14 protein-coding genes are annotated in these 19,398 nt (G+C 52.2%); 8 read left to right on the forward strand and 6 right to left on the reverse strand.

From position 1 onward, the window contains the following. Positions 1 to 45: 45 nt before the first annotated feature. Complete coding sequence (locus EJ361_RS06895; RefSeq protein ID WP_126244646.1) at positions 46 to 585, forward strand: hypothetical protein; 540 nt, start codon at positions 46 to 48, stop codon at positions 583 to 585. A gap of 68 nt (positions 586 to 653) precedes the next feature. Here the strand turns inward: EJ361_RS06895 and metH are convergent, their stop codons facing one another. After that, a complete protein-coding gene (gene metH / locus EJ361_RS06900; protein WP_240646563.1) occupies positions 654 to 3,353 on the reverse strand; it encodes a methionine synthase in 2,700 nt (899 codons plus the stop codon). A gap of 18 nt (positions 3,354 to 3,371) precedes the next feature. After that, positions 3,372 to 4,388, reverse strand: a complete 1,017-nt coding sequence (locus tag EJ361_RS25850; RefSeq protein WP_240646564.1) for a homocysteine S-methyltransferase family protein — start codon at positions 4,386 to 4,388, stop codon at positions 3,372 to 3,374. 453 nt (positions 4,389 to 4,841) lie between these two features. Between EJ361_RS25850 and EJ361_RS06905 the strand changes: the two genes are divergently transcribed. Continuing rightward, positions 4,842 to 5,027: a hypothetical protein gene (locus tag EJ361_RS06905; protein ID WP_126244648.1), complete on the forward strand. Its 186-nt coding sequence runs from the start codon at positions 4,842 to 4,844 to the stop codon at positions 5,025 to 5,027. Between the two features lie 248 nt (positions 5,028 to 5,275). Here EJ361_RS06905 and EJ361_RS06910 read toward each other — a convergent pair whose 3' ends face one another. Continuing rightward, positions 5,276 to 5,959: a ComF family protein gene (locus tag EJ361_RS06910; protein WP_126244650.1), complete on the reverse strand. Its 684-nt coding sequence runs from the start codon at positions 5,957 to 5,959 to the stop codon at positions 5,276 to 5,278. A gap of 41 nt (positions 5,960 to 6,000) precedes the next feature. Next, positions 6,001 to 7,368 (reverse strand): DNA repair protein RadA, encoded by a 1,368-nt coding sequence (radA, locus tag EJ361_RS06915; RefSeq protein WP_126244652.1) that lies wholly within the window; start codon positions 7,366 to 7,368, stop codon positions 6,001 to 6,003. A 536-nt stretch (positions 7,369 to 7,904) separates the two neighbouring features. Here radA and EJ361_RS06920 point away from each other — a divergent pair. The 6 genes from EJ361_RS06920 (at position 7,905) to pyrH (ending at position 12,528) form a co-directional block, all read left to right on the forward strand. Next, entirely contained in the window at positions 7,905 to 8,594 is a 690-nt protein-coding gene (locus tag EJ361_RS06920) for a zinc metallopeptidase (RefSeq protein WP_126244654.1), read from the forward strand. A gap of 245 nt (positions 8,595 to 8,839) precedes the next feature. Next, the gene (rplM, locus tag EJ361_RS06925; protein ID WP_126244656.1) at positions 8,840 to 9,283 is read left to right on the forward strand and encodes a 50S ribosomal protein L13; all 444 of its coding nucleotides are present in this window, start codon (positions 8,840 to 8,842) and stop codon (positions 9,281 to 9,283) included. A gap of 13 nt (positions 9,284 to 9,296) precedes the next feature. Then, entirely contained in the window at positions 9,297 to 9,686 is a 390-nt protein-coding gene (gene rpsI / locus EJ361_RS06930) for a 30S ribosomal protein S9 (RefSeq protein ID WP_126244658.1), read from the forward strand. Positions 9,687 to 9,815: 129 nt separating this feature from the next. After that, positions 9,816 to 10,727 (forward strand): 30S ribosomal protein S2, encoded by a 912-nt coding sequence (gene rpsB / locus EJ361_RS06935; protein ID WP_240646565.1) that lies wholly within the window; start codon positions 9,816 to 9,818, stop codon positions 10,725 to 10,727. 128 nt (positions 10,728 to 10,855) lie between these two features. After that, entirely contained in the window at positions 10,856 to 11,680 is an 825-nt protein-coding gene (gene tsf, locus EJ361_RS06940; RefSeq protein ID WP_126244660.1) for a translation elongation factor Ts, read from the forward strand. 134 nt (positions 11,681 to 11,814) lie between these two features. Continuing rightward, a complete protein-coding gene (gene pyrH, locus EJ361_RS06945) occupies positions 11,815 to 12,528 on the forward strand; it encodes a UMP kinase (RefSeq protein ID WP_126244662.1) in 714 nt (237 codons plus the stop codon). A 3,171-nt stretch (positions 12,529 to 15,699) separates the two neighbouring features. Here the strand turns inward: pyrH and EJ361_RS06950 are convergent. After that, positions 15,700 to 16,374: a hypothetical protein gene (locus EJ361_RS06950; protein ID WP_126244665.1), complete on the reverse strand. Its 675-nt coding sequence runs from the start codon at positions 16,372 to 16,374 to the stop codon at positions 15,700 to 15,702. Between the two features lie 717 nt (positions 16,375 to 17,091). After that, the gene (locus EJ361_RS06955) at positions 17,092 to 19,113 is read right to left on the reverse strand and encodes a sensor histidine kinase (RefSeq protein ID WP_126244667.1); all 2,022 of its coding nucleotides are present in this window, start codon (positions 19,111 to 19,113) and stop codon (positions 17,092 to 17,094) included. Positions 19,114 to 19,398: the final 285 nt, after the last annotated feature.

Below are 19,398 nucleotides of genomic sequence, written 5' to 3' on the forward strand. Positions count from 1 at the left end.
ATCTTGTTTGCGGTATCCCCCATTGTCATCACCAAAACCATCATTATGAAAAGCTTATCCATGGCAGGTTTACTGCTGTTCCTCGCCGCCTGCGGGCCCGGTACGTCGCGCTCCGACGAGCACGCTTCGTCGAAAGACACGCTGGGCACCGATTCCGCGAGTATCGTCATGCAGAAAGACGTGGTGATCCGCCCTCTCAGCGGATACTTCGTCAACAACACCGTCAAATTCAGCAGCGATATTCAATGCTGGGTCATCAACAATCCCGAAGAAATGAGAAAGATCTTCGGCGTCGCCAAAACGATGAACAACACGATAGACACCGTAGACTTCAGCCAAAATCTCCTTGCCGCCGTGGTTTTGCGCCCCAGCGAGCTCACACAGTCGATCGAACTGAAGCGGGTTCTGCAGTTTGAAAACGAGCTTACGCTGGATTTCGCCATCAAGGTGGATACGCCGAAAACCTCCTACACCAAAGCCATGGCCTGGCTCGGCGCCATTCCCAAATCGGAGGCGAAGGAAATACGTTTCATGGTCGGAGACCGCTTGCTCCATGCATTCAATGTCGCGGATTTACCCAAATAGCGGATCAGACATCATAAAAAAGGCGCAGTTCCCGGGAACTGCGCCTGTAAATATTTGAACGGTTACGCCTAATCGAGACTGGGACGCAGCCATTTTTCGGCCGTTTCCAGGTCCCAACCCTTGCGTTCCGCGTAATCCCGCAACTGGTCTCTTTCGATTTTGCCCAGGCCGAAATATTTGGATTGCGGGTTGGCGAAATACCAGCCGCTCACGCTCGCCGCGGGGTACATGGCCAGCGATTCGGTGAGCGTAATGCCGGTAGACGCAGTGGCGCCCAGCAGATCGAACAGTTTGTATTTTTCCGTGTGCTCGGGGCAAGCAGGGTAACCCGGAGCGGGACGGATACCGAGGTATTCTTCGGCGATCAGCTGGTCGTTGGACAGGTGCTCTTCCGTCGCGTAACCCCAGAATTCTTTCCGCACCCTTTCGTGCAGCAATTCCGTGAACGCTTCGGCCAGGCGGTCTGCCAGCGCCTTCAGCATGATGCTGGAATAATCGTCGTGCTCCTTCTTGAATTTATCCAGCCACTTTTCAATGCCTTCACCCGCGGTTACGGCAAATCCGCCGATCCAGTCCTGCTTGCCGGTTTCGGCTGGCGCGATGAAGTCGGACAGGCTGATGTTGGGTTGGCCCGGCGCTTTCTTGATCTGCTGCCGGAGGAACTCCAGCGGCACCTGCGCACCGTCTGGCGAAGTGGCGATCACCGTATCCAGTCCATTGGAATTGGCGGGGAAAAGGCCGATCACGGCGCGGGCGGTGAGCCACTTTTCGTCGATGATCTTCTTCAGCATGGCCTGCGCGTCTTTGAACAGATCGGAGGCTTGCTGGCCCACCACTTCATCTTTCAGGATGGCAGGGAATTTCCCGTGCAGTTCCCAGGCGATGAAGAACGGGTTCCAGTCGATGTACTCCGCGATTTCGCCCAGGTCGTAGTGCTGGAATTCGTGGATTCCCGGCTGAACGGGTTTCACGGGCGTAAAAGCGTTCCAGTCGACGGGAACTTTGTTGGCCCTTGCGTCTGCCAGCGTGAGGTACTGTTTGACGGGCTTTTTATTCCTGAATTGTTCGTTGAGTTTGTGGTATTCCTGTTTTACTTCCGACAGGAAGTTTTTGTGCAGCGATTTATTGAGCAGGTTGCCGGTTACGGTTACGCTGCGCGATGCGTCGAGCACATGTACCACGCCGTTATCGTATTCCGGTGCGATCTTCACGGCCGTGTGCGTACGGGAAGTGGTGGCGCCGCCGATAAGCAGCGGGATGTCGAAGTTCTGGCGTTTCAGTTCGCGGGCGATGTGGACCATTTCGTCGAGGCTCGGGGTGATAAGGCCGCTGAGCCCGATGATATCCACTTTTTCGTCGCGCGCGGCCTGGAGGATTTTTTCCGCCGGCACCATTACGCCGAGGTCGATGATGTCGTATCCGTTACAGCCGAGCACTACGCCCACGATGTTTTTGCCGATATCATGCACGTCTCCCTTCACGGTAGCGAGGAGGATTTTACCTGCGGATTTGATGACGCCGCCGTTCTCGGCCACGTATCTCGCTTTTTCCTCTTCGATGAAAGGTGTGAGCACGGCCACGGATTTTTTCATCACACGGGCGCTTTTCACGACCTGCGGGAGGAACATCTTTCCGGAACCGAACAGATCGCCGACGATGTTCATTCCATCCATGAGCGGACCTTCGATCACTTCCAGCGGACGGGGATATTTCTGACGGGCTTCTTCCGTATCGGCTTCGATATAATCGGTGATCCCGTTTACCAGTGCGTGGCTCAGTCTTTCCTCTACGGTCCCTTTGCGCCAGGTTTCATCTTTCTCGATCACTTTCCCTTTCGCCTTCACGGTATCTGCGTACGCGATGAGCCTTTCGGTAGCATCGTCCCTGCGGTTGAGGATGGCGTCTTCCACCAGTTCGCGCATTTCCGGGTTGATCTCATCATAAATCTGGATCATCCCGGCGTTCACGATCCCCATGTCCAGTCCTGCGCGGATGGCATGGAAGAGGAACACGGAGTGCATGGCTTCGCGCATCACGTCATTGCCGCGGAACGAGAACGATACGTTGGATACGCCGCCGCTGATTTTGGCGAGCGGCATGCGCTGTTTGATCTGGCGGCAGGCTTCGATGAAGTCTACTGCATAGTTATTATGCTCTTCTATGCCGGTGGCGATGGCGAAGATGTTGGGGTCGAAGATAATGTCTTGCGGGTCGAAGCCCACGCGATCTACCAGGATGTCGTACGCACGCTGGCAGATGGTCACGCGTTTTTCGAGCGTATCGGCCTGGCCGTTTTCATCGAAAGCCATTACGACAACGGATGCGCCGTAGCTTTGGCAGATGATGGCCTGGTCGATGAATTTCTCCTCGCCTTCCTTGAGGGAGATGGAGTTCACGATGCATTTGCCCTGGAGACATTTGAGGCCGGCTTCGATCACGGAGAACTTGCTGGAGTCGATCATCACCGGGATGCGGGAGATGTCTGGCTCGGAGGCAAGGAGGTTGAGGAAGGTGGTCATGGCCTTTTCGCCGTCGAGCAGCGCATCGTCCATGTTCACATCGATGATCTGCGCGCCGCTTTCTACCTGCTGGCGGGCAACGGAGAGCGCTTCTTCGTATAGTCCTTCGCGTATGAGCCGCGCAAATTTTTTGGAGCCGGTAACGTTGGTCCTTTCGCCGACGTTGAGGAAGTTGGTTTCGGGCCTTACTACGAGCGGTTCGAGGCCGCTGAGGCGCAGGAACGGCCGGATCGTATGTGTTGTACTCATGGTGGTGTGTCCCCTGTCTTATGCGAGCGTAGCTTCCACGATGGGGAGCGGGCGCGGTGCAATATCTTTTACATGTTGGGCAATATGGCGGATGTGGTCGGGCGTAGTGCCGCAGCAACCACCAACGATATTAACGAATCCTTCTTTGGCGAAGTCTTCCAGGATGCAGGCCGTTTCGTGCGGGGTTTCGTCGTATTCCCCGAAGGTGTTGGGGAGGCCGGCGTTGGGGTAGCAGGAAACGTAGCAGTTGGCGATCTGGGAGAGCTCTTCCACATAAGGGCGCATCTGGCTGCCGCCAAGGGCGCAGTTGAGGCCGATGGAGAAGGGTTTTGCGTGCATGACGGAGATGTAGAACGCTTCGAGGGTCTGGCCGCTGAGGGTGCGCCCGGAAGCATCCGTGATGGTGCCGGAGATCATGACGGGCAGTTGCGGGCGGCCGGATTCGCGGAAATACTTCTTGATCGCGAAAATGGCGCCTTTGGCGTTGAGCGTGTCGAAGATGGTTTCGATGAGCAGGATATCTGCACCTGCTTCCGTTAATGCTTTGATCTGCTCGTAATAGGCGTCTACCACTTCGTCGAAGGTAACGGAGCGGAAGCCCGGGTTGTTAACGTCGGGCGAAATGGAGAGCGTTTTGTTGAGGGGGCCGATGGCGCCCGCCACGAAGCGGGGTTTTTCGGGATTGCGGGCCGTGAAGTCGTCCGCCGCTTTGCGGGCTACTTTCACGGATGCCGTGTTCATTTCCGCCGCCAGGTGCTGCAGGTCGTAATCGGCCTGGGCGATGACGGTGGCGCTGAAGGTGTTGGTCTCGATAATGTCCGCGCCGGCTTCCAGGTATTCGCGATGGATGGCTTCGATGATATCGGGCCGGGTAATGGATAGGAGCTCGTTATTCCCTTTCACGTCTGAATGGTGATCGGCGAAGCGCTTGCCCCTGTAGTCGGATTCCTGGAGTTTGTATCGCTGGATCATGGTGCCCATGGCACCGTCGATGATGAGGATGCGCTCTGCGGCGCATTGATGCAAAGATTTCATGGCTTGTACGTTTATTAGTTACATTTCAAGATGAAACCCGGGGCCGAACAATAAACAAATCCACCCGCGGGCATTTGCAAAGATAGAAAACTCCCACATAATAAATGAAAGACTGCCGATGGAACGGTCAGTTTCCATACCGATCCAAATAACATCTTATCTAATCATCTGTATATCAACATAATGTTGCTAATTTTATCAAATCCCCCCAAAAATAATTTTGTTTAGTCTATTTAGTCTACTATATTTGTAGGGTAATACAACAGGATCAGCAACAAAGACCAACCATTAAACTCATTGACGATGTTATTACCAGTAAGAAAAACGGAACCGGACACGCGCCCCGCGGCGTACTCCTACCACTGCCGTTCGGCAGCCGGCTGCTGTTATATGTGCCGCTGATCGCAACCCACATCAGACCGAAACCTATTCAGCAACCGCAAATTCAAACAAATGGACAATAATGACATCCGGCAGCTTAGCCGGCATCTCGCGAAGCTGGGCCTCGAACAGGTCGTAGCCGAGCGCACCGCTACCGGCGGGGGATTCAGGATCGTGTACGTGAACCCTAACGCATCTGCCTCGCAGAAAGAGGGTAAGCCCCGCCAGCACAAGCATAAGGTGAATAAATCCGCTTAAGCTGTAGTTGACATAATGCAACAATTGCGTATTCATAACGTGGAATAGTTACCAGAGACAGGTGTTTTCGAACACCTGTATTTTTTTGTACCTGCGCGTTTCAACAAAAAATTGCCCCGCTTATCGGCTGCAAACTATCATAAACTTCACCACGCTGATTGCTTCGGTAGTTTATTTCCTTCGCGGCAATACCATCCCTATCCAGGCCACCCCGCCCAGACTACCGCAACTCCCGACATCCATCCGCCTCACCCGGCCCAGGCCAGGCAACAAACGCTGAGCTTGGTTTCCGGAGAAGCCCCCAGCACGGCGCGCCCGCAGGCCTCGATCGTTGCCCCGGTCGTCAGCACATCATCTACCAGCAACAAATGCGCACCGGCTTCCGGCAATACGCCATGCCAGGCGTAACCCGCGGAAACGTTCTCCCAGCGGCCGACGCGCGACCGCTTCGTTTGCGACTCCGCCGCCATATGCCGTACGAGCCCCTTCACCAGCCCCGGCATCCCTTCCACCCCGGCGATCCCTTCCGCCAGCGCCTCGGCCTGGTTATAACCGCGCTTCCGCAACTTGGCCGTATGCAACGGCACCGGCAAAATACCCGTCCATTCCCGGCTCACGCCCTGCTCCCGCAACTGCAATCCCAACTGCCGGCCCAGGTGCACCGCCACATCGCGGCGCGCACCGTACTTGAACAAATGAATGAGCGACTGCAAACCGGAATGCCGGCTGAACACGTACCCCGCGGAAGCGAATTCCACCGGAACCCGCCCCCAAAGCGATCTTTCCACCGGATTGCCGCGCACGGCGTGGAATCCCGAAACCGGCATGCGCATGGAACAGCGCAGGCACAACAACTGTTCGGACGGCGACAAGTCCCGCCCGCAAAGCTCACAGGCATGCGGATAGAGCAGCTGCAACAGTGCTCGCAACATAATTGATGATTTTTGGGTTAACAAATACGCGAAGCGCCCGGTCAGAAGAGCAACCGGTACACTTCGTCCACCCGCCCGAGCGGCACCACTTCGATGTTCATCTTACTGAAATCGAGGCCTTTTTTATTATACCGGGAGATGAATATTTTCTCGAAACCAAGCTTTTCCGCTTCCGCGATCCGCTGCTCGATGCGGTTCACCGCACGGATCTCCCCGCTGAGGCCCACCTCTCCTGCAAAACATACCTTGTGTGAAATCCCTATGTCTTCGTAAGACGACAGCAGCGCGCAAAGTACCGCCAGGTCGATCGACGGGTCCTCGACCCGCAAGCCGCCCGCGATGTTGAGGAATACGTCTTTCACGCCGAAATGGAAGCCGCCGCGTTTTTCCAGCACTGCCAGCAACAGCTGCAGGCGCCGGAGGTCGAAGCCGGTGGCCGTTCGCTGCGGGGTACCGTATACCGATTGCGTCACCAGGGCCTGCACTTCCACGAGCATGGGCCGCAAACCTTCTATGGTGGCTGCGATCGCTACGCCGCTAAGCATATCGTCGCGCTGGGAGATGAGGATTTCCGAAGGATTGCTCACTTGCCGGAGCCCTGTGCCGGTCATCTCGTAAATGCCCAGTTCGGCCGTGGAGCCGAAGCGGTTTTTGATGGTGCGGAGGATGCGGTAAGCATAATGCTGATCGCCTTCGAATTGGAGCACGGTGTCAACGATATGCTCGAGTATTTTGGGCCCTGCGATGGAGCCGTCTTTCGTGATATGCCCGATGAGGAAAACAGGTGTGTTGGACTCCTTGGCGAAGCGTTGCATTTCAGCGGCTGTTTCGCGGATTTGCGATACGCTGCCTGGTGCGGATTCGATCAGGGGAGATTGCAGGGTTTGTATGGAATCGATGATGACGAGTTGCGGTTCGAGTTTCCTGATTTCCTGGAAGATCGTTTGCGTGGAGGTTTCCGTCAGCAGGTAAAATTCATCGTTCTGAATCTGCAATCTGTCTGCCCGCATTTTGATCTGCTGTTCGCTTTCTTCTCCGCTGACATACAGTGTGCGCACGCCTTTGAGCAGCAATGCGTTTTGCAGGAACAGGGTGGATTTACCGATGCCGGGCTCACCGCCTACCAGTACCAGCGAACCGGCAACGATGCCGCCGCCGAGCACACGGTTGAGCTCATTGTCGGGCGTATGCAGGCGTTTTTCCTCCATCGTTTCCACATCGGCGAGATGGATGGTTTTTGGTGCGCACGCATCGTCCGATTTCCAGCCTTGTTGTCTTAGCGGAATCTCTTTTTGTACCTTTTCTTCCACGAATGTGTTCCATTGATTGCACGCCGGACATTTTCCGGTCCATTTCGCTGATTCATATCCGCAGTTCTGACAAAAAAAAGCTGTTCTGATTTTGCTCATGGAACAAAATAACGGGAAAAAAAATTGACGTAGGGAAAATCGGATCTGGGTAAAAATGAGAAAAGAGCCAACGGATGATTCCGCTGACTCTTTCTACTTACTAACCCATTAAATTCAGGACTAAATTACTAAATGGGATGAGAATAAAAAAGTTTATTTGATGGATGTTGATAACTTTTAACGTGTTAATTGTTTTGGCAGTCGGTCGGCTGGAAGCCACTATCGACGCCTATTTCGCTTGCAGTTCATTTTCGGCGGGCCATCATAAATCCTTGATAGCGAGGGACGCTAAAGCGGATAATCACATATAATTTTTTGAATATATTATGAATATTAATTAATTTACATATAACCATGCGAAATCGGTGGACCACCCGTTTTTTCCGCCAAACTGTCAGTGTTAAATTTCGGAAAACCGGTAAATCCGGACAAATTCGTCCATCTTTCGGCCGGCTGTCAGCTTCGGGCCGGCTGGTAAGGGATTTGATAGGAAATAAGTACATTTACAAACAGCGTTAAATTAAACCACGACTCAGATGACACCATCAATCATGATAATTTCCCTCGTTTTCGTAGGGATCAGTGCTTTGGTCAGCTGGCGATTGCGGAGCAAGTTCAAGCAATACAGCGAAGTGCCGACTTCTTCGGGGCTGACCGGTAGGGAGATCGCGGAAAAGATGCTCCGCGACAATGGCATCACCGACGTAAAGGTATTATCCGCCGAAGGCTTCCTCAGCGACCACTATAATCCGGCCAACAAGACCGTCAACCTCAGCCCGGACGTATACAATTCGGCCAGTGTGGCCGCCGCTGCGGTGGCAGCCCACGAGTGCGGGCACGCCGTGCAGCACGCTACGGGCTATGCATGGCTGCAGTTCCGGTCCAAAATGGTGCCGGCCGTACAGGTGAGCTCTTACCTGGTGCAGATCGTACTGATCGCGGGCATCCTGATGGTCAATATCTGGCCTAACCTGCTCCTGCTGGGTATCGGCCTGTTTGCGGTGACCACCGTGTTTTCCGTGGTGACCCTGCCTGTGGAGTTCGACGCCTCCAGGCGCGCACTGGCGTGGCTGGACGGTGCCGGCATTACATATAAGAAGGAGCACGACCAGGCGAAAGATGCGCTCTGGTGGGCGGCTATGACCTATGTGGTGGCGGCGGTATCATCCGTAGTGATCCTATTGCAATATTTAATGATATATCTGGGCGCCAGCCGCCGCGATTAAGCTGATCAACATCACAGCAAATGTAGAAGGGCCGGGCAACCGGTCCTTTTTGCTGCGCAGAAACCCTTGAAAATCAAGGAAAAAGTAGGACAACTAAAATGGCGATACAAATTCTTTATTGAGAATCAATAACTTGCGAAGGCCTTTCCGAAAAAACCCCTCCCATTTGCTGGTTTATATAAAATATCGACTTAGCTTTGCACTCCCATAAGTGGGCGAGACTTTAATTTTATTATCAATAAGCAATGAATACTTTAAGTTTCAAAACAAAATCTGCTAACGACGCTTACGTAAAGCGTGACTGGTACGTTATTGACGCTACCAACCAGACTGTAGGCAGAATGAGCGCCAAAATTGCGGCGATCCTCAGAGGCAAGAACAAGCCTTATTACACTCCTCATACCGATTGCGGCGACAACATCATCGTGATCAACGTTGAGAAGGTAAAGTTCACCGGTAACAAATTGAACGACAAGGAATACCTGACCTACTCCGGTTATCCCGGCGGTCAGAAAGCAGAGGTTGCGAAAGATCTGCTGAAACGTCGTCCTGAAGTGGTGATCGAGCGTGCTGTAAAAGGTATGCTGCCGAAGAACCGTCTGGGCCGCGCCATGTACAAGAAACTCTTCGTTTACGCCGGTGCCGAGCATCCGCATACCGCTCAGCAACCGAAGTCTTTAACTTTCTAATATCGCCTGAATAATGGAAAAACAAAAAAATACTATCGGTCGTCGTAAGGAAGCAGTTGCCCGCGTATATGTGAGCAAAGGTACCGGCACCATCCTGGTGAACGACAAGGACTATAAAACATATTTCGCGCTGATTTACCTGCAGAACCAGGTAGAAGCGCCGATGAAGACCATTGACGCGCTTGACAAGTTCGATGTTAAGGTGAATGCACAGGGTGGTGGCATCAAAGGTCAGGCGGAAGCGGTGAAACTGGGTATTGCGCGCGCACTGTGCGAGATCAACCCCGAGTTCCGTCCTGCGCTGAAAGCTGCAGGCCTGCTGAAACGTGACCCGAGATCAGTTGAACGTAAGAAACCCGGTAAAGCTAAAGCCAGAAGAAGCTTCCAGTTCTCTAAACGTTAATGATTGTATCATTCAATTCTTGAACATCAATTCGACAAAAACAACATGGAAAATAATACTTCATTACAGCAGCAGTTACTGGAAGCCGGTGTACACTTCGGTCACCTGAAGAAGAAGTGGAACCCCAAGATGCTGCCTTATATCTTCGCCGAGAAGAAAGGTATTCACATCATTGACCTGAACAAAACCGTTGAAGGTTTGCAGGAGACAGCCGCTGCGCTGAAATCCATCGCCAAAAGCGGTAAAAAGATCATGTTCGTTGCTACCAAAAAGCAGGCGAAAGAAATCGTGGCCGAAGCTGCCAAGCGCGTAAACATGCCTTATGTTACCGAGCGTTGGCTGGGTGGCATGCTCACCAACTTCTCCACGATCCGCAAGAGCGTGAAGAAGATGCAGAGCATCGAGAAAATGCTGGCAGACGGCACTTTCGACAACATCACCAAGAAAGAGCGCCTGACGCTCTCCCGCGATAAGGACAAAATGGAAAAAGTGCTGGGCGGTATCGCTCAACTGGCACGTGTTCCGGCTGCCCTGTTCATCGTAGACATCAGCCACGAGCATATCGCTATGGCAGAAGCAAAACGTCTCGGTATCTCTACCTTCGGTATGGTTGACACCAACTCCGACCCCACCAAGGTAGACTTCGCAATCCCTGCGAACGACGACGCTACCAAATCCATCGCCATCATCGTTAGCTACATCGCTGCAGCTATCGCGGAAGGTCTGGCTGAGCGCGCCGTAGAGAAAACCGACGAGGTTGAAGAAGAAGAAGCCGACAGCAAAATTCGCAAGTTCGAACTGGAAGGTGGAGACGAGCGTGGCGAAAGAGGCCGTAAACCCGGTGGTCCTGGTGGCCCGGGCGGTCGCGGACCTGGTGGCCCCGGCGGTCGTGGTGGTAACAACCGTCCTGGTGGCGGTGGTGGCCGCTCCGGCGGTGGTAACCGTCCCGGTGGCGGTGGTGGTCGCTCTGGCGGCAACCGTCCTGGCGGTGGTGGCGGATTCCGCCCCTCCGGTGCAGGCAGACCCGGTGGCGCTCGCTAAGCACTGATCAAGTCAACATAACTATACGTAAATCGTGAATGACCAAAAATCGTTCACGATTTACGGTTATAAAGATTCCCGGCAAGGGAAATTTCAACAAACGTTAACATATAAACGAATTATATACAATGGCAACAATTACAGCAGCTGATGTAAATAAACTGCGTCAGCAAACCGGAGCCGGTATGATGGATTGCAGAAAAGCACTCGTAGAAACCGATGGCGATTTCGAGAAAGCAATTGATTACCTCCGCAAGAAAGGTCAGAAAGTGGCCGCCCTGCGTTCCGACCGCGAAACCAAAGAAGGTGTTGTGATCGCAAAAACCGCTGCAGACGGTAAATCCGGTGTTGTGGTACTGCTGAGCTGCGAAACCGACTTTGTGGCCAAGAACGAAGATTTCGTAAAATTCGCTCAATCCATCGCCGACCTGGCGCTGGCTAATAATACCCAGACCGTAGAAGAGCTGAACGCAGCTCCCCTCGACGGTGCTACGGTTGCCGACAAGGTGAACGACCAGGTGGCTAAAATCGGTGAGAAAATCACCCTGAGCCGCTTCGAAAGAGTAGACGCTGCCAGCGTAACCGCTTACATCCACGGTAACTACCGCATGGGCGTTCTGGTTGGTCTGAACAAAGAAGTTGGTGAAGAAGTAGGTAAAGACATCGCTATGCAGATCGCTGCCATGAATCCTGCAGCAATCGACGCAGACGGTATCTCCCCCGAAGCCATCGCCCGCGAGAAAGAAATCGCGATCGAGCAGATCAAAGCCGAAGGCAAACCCGCCGAAATGGCTGAGAAAATCGCTGCCGGTAAAATCAACAAATTCCTGAAAGACAGCACCCTGCTGGGTCAGCCTTTCGTGAAGGACGGCAACAAAACCGTAGCCGACCATTTGAAATCAATCGACGCTGAACTGAAGGTTTCCGCCTTCAAACGCGTAGCTTTAGGTTAATCGCTATTAGCAAAATATAGAGGAGAGAATGAAAATTTCTCTCCTTTTTTTTGCCCTTACGATTACAGGGGATAATTTTGAGGCAGATTTGTATATTTAACAAATTCTGCGAATTACTCATAATCATAGTTGACATGTTGCCAAAGTACAAACGAATTCTGCTCAAACTGAGTGGTGAATCTCTGATGGGAGATAGTAATTATGGAATTGACCCGAAGGTAATTGCCCAATATGCACACGATATCAAGTCGGTGACCGACCTGGGGGTTCAGGTGGCCATCGTGATCGGCGGCGGCAATATTTACCGGGGGATGAATGAAGCAGAAACCGGTATTGAGCGGGCACAAGGCGACTATATGGGTATGCTGGCTACCGTGATCAACGGTATGGCGATGCAAAGCGGCCTGGAGAAAGAGGGCATGTATACCCGTCTGCAATCCGCGATCAAAATGGAACAGATCGCCGAGCCCTATATCCGCCGTCGGGCAATCCGCCACCTGGAGAAAGGCCGTGTGGTTATCTTTGGTGCAGGTACCGGTAACCCATACTTTACCACCGATACGGCAGCTTCCCTCCGTGCGATCGAGATCCAGGCCGACGTGATCCTGAAGGGCACCCGAGTAGATGGTATTTATACCGCTGACCCCGAGAAAGATCCGACCGCGACTAAATTTGAGACGATTACTTTTTCCGAAGTATACCAGAAGTCATTGAATGTCATGGACATGACCGCGTTTACCCTCTGCCAGGAGAACAAATTGCCGATCATCGTGTTCGACATGAACAAACCCGGCAACCTCCTCCATGTGATCATGGGCCGTAACGTGGGGACCCTGGTGAAGGGATAATAAAATAATGACTGGACGCCCTCTATAGAAGGCTCCGGGAAATTTGTGAGCCGGGAAGCGAACGCTTTCCGGCTCTTGATTTTTTGGGGGGATTGGGGCATTTAGCGGTCGATCTGGTTGATGGATCGGGGGGACTTTGTTTGTACCAGGGCGAGGCGTTTTGAATTTGGCAGGGGCTGGGCGGTATCCGCGTCCTGGAATCCGGCAAAGTAGGCATCGCCCGAACTTAACGGCGGGCACGGCTATTCAATCGATCCGGCAATCCAGATTGGGAAAATGAAGGCAGCAAGCATATGCAAGCCAGCCGTTATTCATTAAGTGAACAATATGCCCACGGGAGTTGACGATAATTTTGATCACTAACAATTTTCGGGCTACCTAAACTGAGACTGGTCACCCCCAGCAAGAATGTTTTCATGCGTAACCGTTCAAAAAACTTTTTGAAAATCACCCGCAAGTCAATGTGCCCCTTCATCACACAAAATGAGCCGGCATCGGGAACCAGCCCCCGGATAGTCTGTTCCCAACCATAGGTTGCCCGGAGAGGACTCTCCAGGCTTCATTTCATGTGTCCATTAGTAACTGTGTAGATTGAATCTTGAAGTATTGTATAGGAAATGAATAAGGAAATTACCCCGGGAAGAATCCCAGGGTGTTTGAACATGCAATCGACATTGAATTCAAAAGCAAAATGGCCTGTCTAATTGTTAATGGATCGTTGTACTAATCTGTTTGAATATGTTTATATGGGGTCGGAAGCAAACGTTCAGTTGTTAAGAAATTTCAGAAGGACTGGAAAACGGCCGGGGAAGAATCCCCAGCCCCAAACATCCATTCTGTTAAACTCTAACCCCAGTTTAAAAAGCAACTAAAATTCATGCAACCATTTATCTGATACTTACCGCTTCGCACAAACGAAGCTGAGCGATTGCCTGTCGAAAAAATCCGCGGACTCGTTGCAAAGGCGTTTCCCCTCTGCTGCGTCAAAGATGCCTGGAGAAGAGTCCCCAGGCCCGTTTGCTCAAGCGAGCGTATGTCGAATCGGTAAGGAGTATCTTTATTGACTGTGTTTCACCTGATCGGGAAAATAAAGGCCCCGGGGAAGAATCCCCAGGCCGTGCGTTCTCGAACAAAAAATACGTTCCCGGCTGCCACCGGCACCAACTTGGCTCAATTCCATTTATAATTCCTTTCGGTTAACTTATGTTCAATCCCACAGCAGTACATAAAACTGATTGTGATCCTTTCAGTGTCAATTATGATGTTCGATTTACATCAGGGAAATGAAAGGCCCCGGGGGAAGAATCCCCAGGCCGAGCGTTCTCGAACAAAAAAACGTTTCCAGCCGCCACAGGCGTCAATTTCACACTATCTCTTTTCGGATAACTTAGACATTTTCCTATTGCAGCACATAATAATGCTTGTTCGATCATGTCATGATAAACTTACTGCTCCATACGATTAGGAGGATGAAAATACCCGGGGAGGAATCCCCAGGTAGGAAATCTCATCCAATGAAAATGAATCGATCAACATCTATTTCGTTTCAAGCCAACTTCCGCACCATGCAGCATTTGCCGATACCTGGCCTTTACGCTTGATTCAGGGGAAACCCCACCCAGGGAAGATTCCCCGGGTTTCATTTCATCAAAGTCAAAGAATCAGTATTGCATTTTTTACCGCCTATGCCTGTGCGTCGCTGCATTGCCCGACTCTCCGGCATCTTAACCGTATGTGCCGGAGGAAGAATCCCCCGGCCCTTTTCTTCCGTATCAATCAAGATTTGTATCTGATCAAATCCGGATACACCAGCCTATCTATTCAGCATTGCTATCTTTTACACCGGGAGTCCATTCCCGGTAAATTCCTCCGGTCGAAAAACATTGCCCGGGGAGAAATCCCCAGGCGTTGTTCATCTGGCATTTGCGTTATTGAAGGAATTCAAGGAAGAAGGTGTCTACTCTCGTGTTCATTCCGTTATAAAAATGCCGGGGAAGAATCCCCTGGCTTGCACCTATAGTTAACCATTAAGGATTTACAACCCCGTAAAATCTTACCCTCGACCGATCTGCTTAGAAATGAGCCCGGAGAGGAATCTCCAGACCGGTAATAATGGAAAATGTATGAATTTGACCTATCCTGATATTTTATGCTGCAGGTATGCCTGATAAAAATTGCAGCCCGGGATGAATCCCCGGCCGGTTATCACTTGTGTACAGATAACTGTATTTTCAGACATAACCCCATAGTTAATCATCCTGGTTTGTCCCGCCTTTCAAAGAGCTTTTTGCGTGGAAATAGCGCCCGGGGAAGAATCCCCAGGCCGTTTTATTCCCATTGGTTGGTTCGTTAATACCCACATGTTAGAACCTTTCAAATCTTTTCCCGGTGTGCCTTCACCGGTCAATACACATGCGACCGACCATTTCGTGTCAGGTTTTCATCCGGCACAGCTAATTCCGTCCATTCATCCCGACGGCCCGCGGTTGCTGCTTTCCTGAAAGTCCAAGGCCAGAGGAAGAATCCCCACCCCGTTTTAACCCTTTCAAAAGTGTGCATCCATCATGCGTATTCTTTAATTTCCCATATCATCACAGCGATCGGCGGCACATCCCGTCTTCGATCCCGGACCTCCCGGAGGTCCGTTCGCACGCCTAACCCTGCGAACAGAACGGAGCGCTCCGAAGGAGGGATTCCGGCCCCATTTGCAGATGCAAACGGGCTGTCTGTGAAACCAATCGCTATGAATACACGCATAGCGCATTATGTTATTCCATTGTCAAATCACGACAAACGAGTGCGATTGCATTCGCTGCATTTTTACCATAACAGCCCCTCTTCCGGAGGCTCGCCCTCAGCACCCAGCCAGATACTGCGATGCGAACCTCCTTTCAAGGGATCCATTCTCAAAAACGGAACATAATCGAGTGGCAAAGCATTAAACCACTCCCGGAGTTTCTCCCGCAATACGCAACGAGATGCGCAGGTGCGGGACCTCCCGGCAAAGGATGCCCTATCCCGAATTGATGCTTTTATTGATCAGTAAAGCATCTGACTTCGACCGGGGTTTCCCCGCACCGCACAACGAAATGTGCCTGGCGGAACCTTTCGGCAAAGGATACTTTACCCCACATTCGAAACACTGTCTGCCTTATCCCGGGGGGCAGGCCATTAATCGCCTTCCGGTCCGGGAAACTTCCTGTGAGGGGGCTTCGGCAACAACAATCCTCCCCTGCTACGGATGTACCGCTTTCTTACCCGGCCGGATTCCGGTTGAACCATCCTGGATCCCGGTTGCTGGAAAGCAATTGAAAAGTCTGTCAGCTCCGGTACAGGAATATCCTCCGGCGGAACCCGATCCCCATAAAACCAGGCACTGGAATATGGATATTCGGTCTGATCGCGGCACAACCCGGAATGAACCGGCGCCTGATGCATATTTTCCAGCATTTCGCCGGCGGTTGAGAAATTCGTGATTTCCACCCGGATCTTCTGTTTCTCCCAGAATTGGAACACACGGTCTGCCAGGTGGCTCCGGTAAAGTTCCAGCGCTCCGGGGTCCGTTGCCCGCAAATCGTACTTGATACGCCGGGCGATGTGCCGCAGCAAAGGTTGGCGGACATTCGCTTTCTCCCAGGGAGGCCGTTGCTGCCACATGGCATGAAACTCGTCTTCCAGCAACACATAACCATACAGCCAAATCCGCTGCTGGGCCACCATGAACGACAGGCCCTCCATTACGAACTGCTTGTATCGATCATCGCGCAACAAAGCATGGTCTTTGTAGCAGCAGGCCGTCACCAACTGGACGCTGCCTGGTTGTTTTATAGGGTAAACTTTGCTCATAAACAGATTATAAAACCTGGGACCCAACTGGCCGGCAGGTAAAAACACACCGCGTAACCCGGATGCTTCCCGACTATCGCCACCTACCGCCGGGCAGGCTCGAATGCGCTGTCACACAGCACCAGATGACCATCCCGGCCATATGCCCTGACATAACCGCATCATTTTATGTTTCTCAATGCATTTGCTCCTATTCAGGTTACAAGACTCCGGCCCGAACCTGCCAGCCTGCAAAAGTTATCCGGCAAAGCCGCTGGACGTGTGTGCGCTCCCATATTCCGGCACCAGCTGCGCGGCAAAGCCAAAACGCCCTGCCACACAGCACACTGGTACCTCTTCGGGCTAACTCATCAATAGATGAAAGGCAAAGCTGACCTGGCTATATGTTTTGACATATATGCATGATTTTTAAGCGCTCAATAAATAACCACTTTGAGTTTGTGGCAAGGCGAACACCGTACCGATACCCGGTGCGCCTGTAAAATCAGGTGCATCCCGCTGTCGGCAGCAATGGCGCCATCGTTGGCTTTCTGTTCAGGAAACGCTGTATATGTGCAAGTCCGGCACTTTCCGCCGGGGAGAACGATCATCGGGGCTAACGCGTGATCCGTTCCGTTTCAATCATTTTGACTCCTGCATCATCAATTTGATATTTGGTGTGTCAAACAATGCCTGCAATTTAGTCGGAGGAATTGATATATCGATCGTTCATTTTATTCAGTTTATAGGTATGGTATTAATACCTTCATCCTCCAACATTAACGTATATTCGAACGTCGTGTAAGAAGATCCATCACTTCTAACGGTAATAGACCCTTCCATTTTTTCGATGAAATCTTTACAGATGATCAACGCCAAACCCGCTCCCCTATTACCTTCCCGAGCATACTTGCCCGGCACCTTGTATTCGAAGATGTGATAAATGTCGACATCGGAAATCCCCGAACCGCCATTTGTAACGGAAATGACTGCACGCTCTTTTTGCTTCGATGCACGGATGCTCACCGCACTCGCCTTCAGCGAAAATTTGATGGCGTTGTGCAACAAATTCCGGTGCACGAATTGCATCATCTCCCGATCCCCTTTCACCTGCATACCCGCCGGGATGGCCATTTCCAGCACCAATCCCTTATCGCGGATATCGGCAGCGTAAAGGTCCAGCACCTCCTGCCATAACTCTTCCAGCGAATACGGAAGCGGGTTGTACTCGAAACCCGTCAATTGCGAACGTATCCAGCTCAGCACCGTTTCGAAAAGTTGCAGCGTATCCGCCGCCATGGCGGCAATGGTATTCGCGATCTCCTGGTACTGCGCCGGCCGCAGGTCTTTCTGCCTGAAAAGCTCCGCTACATTGATGATGTGGCTCAACGGCAAACGGAAATCATGCGCAAGGATCGTCAACAGTTTATTCTTGAAATCGTCGTGATGATGCAGCAACTGGTTCTTCTCGATCACCATCCGGTTGATCGTACTGATGCGCTTTTTAATGCGTTTGTTCTCGCTTTGCGCGCGGTACCATGTAAACAGCAACATCGCGGAAAGCGCCAGGCACACTGCGATGAAAATGAATACCGTGGCCCGGTTGCGGCTTTCCATCCGGTCGTACGTTTCGGTTTGTTCGCGCAACTGTTTATCCAACCGGTAATTGTTCAGCTCCTGGTCGCGCAGGAAAGATTCCATGTAATCCTGCTCCTGGCGCGAGCGCAGGTGCTCCTGGTGCGAAGCGATCTCCTCGAGCATATCGGCGTAGTGCAGGGCTTTTACGGGGTCGGACTTTTTATAGAATTCGTACAACGCGATGACGGGCCTGATCATGAGCTTCTTGTAACCGCCGGCCGCAGCGGCATCCAGCACGCGCTGCCGGTAGCGGGTAGAATCCGCGAGCTTCGCCCATGCGGCGTATATGACCATCTGCGCGTTCCCGTACAGATCGAGGTAATGCATTTTCTCCGCGCCGGCATGTGCCGTCAGCATCTGAAGTTCCAGCAAGGCGGAATCGAGTTTGTTCTCACGGACTTTTTCATGCGCGAGGAACAGGCCGGTGTAGGTGATCATGCGATCGTCGTGATAACGAATGGCGATGTCGCGCGCTTTATGCAGCGCCCATCGCGCGGAATCTGCCTTGGCGGAATCGGAGGAGAAAACGATGTAATAGTTGGCGAGCATGGTGGTCCAGATGGAATCCTTCAGCAGCCTGCTGCCTACGCCCATGGCAGATTCCATGTACTGATGCGCCTGGGGCAGGTTGCCTTCGTAATGATAGTAGCCGCCGATGCAGTAAAGCGCGGTGCAAACGCCGGCGGAATCGCCGAGGGTGCGGTACAGGCTGAGGGCTTCGAGGTAAAGGCGGTGCGCTACGTTGGAGTTGTTCTGGAAGGTGAAGCAGGCACCGAGGTTGACGGATGCGTCTGCCAGTCCTTTTTGATAATGGATGCGCCGGGAGAGGTCGCGCGCGCGTTCTGCATAAAGCAGGGAGCTGTCGAGATGGGTGACGAGGTAAATGGCGCTGAGGGTATTGAGCTGATCGTTGTAAGCGGTGCTGTCTTTTGTGCGGTGCAGTTCTGTTTTGAGGCGTTGGATGAGGGAAGCCTGGGCGAAGGAGCTGAAAGCGGCGAGGCAAAGGCACAAAAGCAGATAGCCGCCCTTCCGGGAGGGCATCAGGGGGTTTGGGGAGGGAAGCGGGGCGAGGCTGGTCATATTGCTGTGTGTGAACCCGGAGGTGTTTCCGGCCGGTAACATGGCGCTGCTACATATATAATTTACGCAAAATCCGGCTATTTCAATATGCCGTTTGCCAACCGGATTTTATGTTAACGGTTTGCAAATGCCCCCTCTGTTCAAAAAATGAACGGATTTTTCAGTTATTCCGTTGAAAATGAACAGAAATGAACGACCGTCGATCGATTGCTGCTCCGTAATTTACGCCCGTTAACGGAAATGCGTTTCCCCGCGCGATGTTTGCCTGCTGCCAAAGAAATCATCCGGGAGAAGTACTGCCGATACCTTAAAGACATAACGTGCTTT

The organism is Chitinophaga rhizosphaerae, from assembly GCF_003958645.1.
Taxonomy (GTDB): Bacteria; Bacteroidota; Bacteroidia; order Chitinophagales; family Chitinophagaceae; genus Chitinophaga; species Chitinophaga rhizosphaerae.